This window comes from Paenibacillus sinopodophylli (assembly GCF_005930355.1).
GTDB classification, from domain to species: Bacteria; Bacillota; Bacilli; order Paenibacillales; family Paenibacillaceae; genus Pristimantibacillus; species Pristimantibacillus sinopodophylli.
The window spans coordinates 64,704-68,327 of record NZ_VDBO01000019.1 but is presented as its reverse complement, the minus strand read 5'-3'; the positions used below and the strand labels follow the sequence as shown (position 1 = coordinate 68,327).

At 51.8% G+C, this 3,624-nt stretch carries 2 protein-coding genes and 1 pseudogene; 2 read left to right on the top strand and 1 reads right to left on the bottom strand.

The genetic code is table 11. The features are described 5' to 3' along the window. Positions 1-199 (bottom strand): annotated as a pseudogene (locus FGT79_RS28670) (IS110 family RNA-guided transposase); the annotation flags it as partial. A 76-nt stretch (positions 200-275) separates the two neighbouring features. Here FGT79_RS28670 and FGT79_RS28665 point away from each other — a divergent pair. Then, complete coding sequence (locus tag FGT79_RS28665; RefSeq protein WP_138756259.1) at positions 276-479, top strand: hypothetical protein; 204 nt, start codon at positions 276-278, stop codon at positions 477-479. A gap of 211 nt (positions 480-690) precedes the next feature. Beyond that, a partial coding sequence (locus tag FGT79_RS28660; RefSeq protein ID WP_138756264.1) for a leucine-rich repeat domain-containing protein occupies positions 691-3,624 on the top strand: 2,934 nt, incomplete at its 3' end.

Below are 3,624 nucleotides of genomic sequence, written 5' to 3'. Positions count from 1 at the left end.
AATCTTTCATCCACTGCGGCAGTAGGCTGAAGCCTGCGTCGTCGTTGGAGAAGTGAAGCGGAGTGCCCAGCAGAATGCCACGGAAATTGACGGCGCGTGCAACGTGGGTTTGCTGGGCGATGTCGATGCCGACGACAAGGTGCTGAGTTGAAATACGTTCGAGCAGTTGATTTTGTTTGGTTTGCGCTTTAAACTTCAAGATAGAGCGACCTCCTTAAGATGGTTAAAGGGCTTTGACCCGTGATTAACCCATCGTACCGGAGGCGCTCGTATTTATGCAAAGCGCAAAATTAACGCTCTACAGGAATCCTAACGGGCAGCAGAACGTGGTGGAAAGCCAGCTAAGTAACTTTGAAGTAATGGCAGTTTTGTTTAGAGGAATAATACTCTACAGGAATCCTAACGGCGAACTTTCGCTCAATAAGGACACAACGGCAGCTCATCAAATGATGAACTGCCGTTTGCTATTTAGAGGGTGAATTATTGGAATTATTCATGTGAGACTCTCAACTATCCCTTAAAGATAAACCGACATGATTGGAATACCGACTTCACAAAAAATTAAAAACCTCGCAAAGCTTGATACTACGCGGTTTCGGCTGATTCTTTCATTATTTATTTATTGGCCGTCTCTATAATGATATGTGGTACCCGTTCATTCGACAAGTTTCAACGTAAAGGAGAAAAAACATGAGAAAATCACTATTAAGCCTATTGATTGCATTATTAGCATTCGGAACTTCGTTATCACAGATTCAAATCGCGCACGCGGCTGAAGATGAATTTGTTTTCACCACGAGCAGCAATGGCGCCACCGTTACAGGTTACTCGGGTACGGATTTGAACGTGGTCATTCCCTCCACGTTATCGGGGGTGACGGTAACTTCGATCGGAAGATCGGCGTTTGATACCTATGGGACAGGCAAACCCCAAATCACGGGCGTCGTTATTCCGAATAGTGTGAAGGAAATTCAAACGTATGCCTTCCGTTATACTAGACTCACTTCAATAGACCTACCGGACAACTTGTTAACGATTGGCTCCAGCGCCTTCGAGAACAATCCGCTTACAACCGTCGATTTTCCAGACAGTGTGACGACTATCGGCAATTATTCTTTTTATATGAATAGTTTGACATCAATTAAATTGTCGGAAAATTTGAAGACAATTAATGGCGGGGCTTTCGACACCAATCACATTACGAAACTGGTCATCCCGGCCGGTGTAACGAATGTCGCCAGTGCCTCATTTTATAATAACAGCTTGACCAGCGTAACGGTGTTAGGCGCTGGGACATCTTTTGGGACAGGCGTCTTTTCTAGCAATCCAGGGAATCTCAAACTATTCGGAATCGCGAATTCTCCTGCAGCTACTTATGCAGCGAATAACGGTCACGCGTTTGTTGACGGAACGGCGTTGTTTCAAGCGGTCGCGACTGCTAAGGCATTTTTAAAAAATAACTTGCCGGGTACCGGTGTAGGACAAGTGCCGGCTAATGCTTATAACGATTTGACCGCGGCGTATGACGACGCCAAGACATATATCTACGGAATCGGAAACGCGACCGTTGCCTCCGACTTGGTCACCGCCGCAAACCCTTTGACCGCGGCAATCTCTGCATTCGAGGGGCAGATTATCCCGGCGGGCAATCCTGCGGCATTGGGGACTGCGCTGACTGAAGCGGGGCAGGCACTCTCCGATCATACAGCAGGCACGAACGCGGGACAAACATCGGAGGGCAATCGCAGCGCACTACAGGCAGCAATCGACGCGGCGCGGCAAATCATTAATCAGGCCGGCATTTATCGGCAGGATGAACTGAATGTCGCAGTCGCTGAGTTAGGAGTGGCAATGGATACATTCATGGCTGCGATTATACCGGCCGGAGATCCGACGGCGCTCAGCAATACGCTATCGAATGCGCAGCAGGCGATGACGGACCATCCGCAAGGCGCAAACGTGGGGCAAACGTCGTCAGGAACGCGCATTGCGTTGCAAATGGCGATCGATACGGCGCAGCAGATTTTCCAGAACGCTAGCCAATACTCGCAAAGTCAGTTGAATGATACCGTCAGCTCGTTAAATTCAGCGATTCAAGCCTTTAACGCCGCGATCATCGGACCCGGCAATCCGGTAGCGCTTGGTGCAGCGATTACGGTTGCGGAACAAGCGATGACGGATCATCCTCAAGGCACGGGAGTAGGGCAGACGTCAAGTGGCGATCGCGGCGCGCTGGAAACAGCCATCGATACGGCACAGCAAATTCGAGATAATGCGGGTGATTACACGCAAAGTCAGTTGGATATGGCAACAAGCGTATTGAATGCGGCGACCACGGCATTCCAGAAAACTATCGTACCGGTTGGAAATCCATCGATGCTCAATACGCAGTTGGCGGATGCGACCCAGACGCTGGCGGACCATCCCGAAGGCACAGGCGTAGGACAAGCATCAGCGAACGATCGCAGCGCTTTGCAGGCAGCGATCAACGCCGCGCAGGCGATCGCCAACGATGCGCTGAACCAAACTCAGAGTCAGTTGAATGATGCTGTCGCTGATCTGGATGCGGCAAAGACATCGTTCAAATCCGCGATTATTCCGGCAGGAGATGCGACGGATCTGGAAGAATTGTTGGCGGATGCGACCCAGACGCTGGCGGAACATCCCGAAGGCACAAACGTCGGACAAGCATCGGCGAACGATCGCAGCGCTATGCAGGCAGCGATCGACGCCACGCAGGTGATCGCCGACGATGCGCTGAACCAAACTCAGAGTCAGTTGAATGATGCTGTCTCCGATCTGGAAGCGGCAATGGATACATTCGAAGCCGCAATTATCTCGGCCGGGGCTGCGGCGGAATTGGAAGAATTATTGGCGGATGCAACCCAGACGCTGGCGGGCCATCCCGAAGGCACAAATGTGGGACAAGCATCGGCGAACGATCGCAGCGCTTTGCAGGCAGCGATCGACGCCGCGCAGGCGGTCGCCGACAATGCGCTGAACCAAACTCAGGGTCAGTTGGATGAAGCCTTCGCTGATTTGGAAGCGGCAACGATGTCGTTCAAAACCGCAATTATTCCGGCAGGAGATGCGACGGATCTAGAAGACTTGTTGGTGGAAGCAATTCAGACGCTTGCGGTCCATCCCGAAGGCACAAACGTCGGACAAGCGTCGGCGAATAATCGCAGCGCTTTGCAGGCAGCAATCCACGCCGCACAGGCGATCGCCGACGATGCGCTGAATCAAACTCAGGGTCAGTTTGATGAAACCTTCGCTGATTTGGAAGCGGCAACGATGTCGTTTGAAGCTGCGATTATTCCGGCAGGAGATGCGACCGATCTAGAAGACTTGTTGGTGGAAGCAATTCAGACGCTTGCGGGCCATCCCGAAGGCACAAACGTGGGACAAGCATCGACGAACGATCGCAGCGCTTTGCAGGCAGCGATCGACGCCGCGCAGGCGATCGCCGATGATGCGCTGAACCAAACTCAGGGTCAGTTGGATGAAGCCTTCGCTGATTTGGAAGCGGCAACGATGTCGTTCAAAGCCGCAATTATTCCGGCAGGAGATGCGACGGATCTAGAAGACTTGTTGGTGGAAGCAATTCAGACGCTTGCGGTCCAT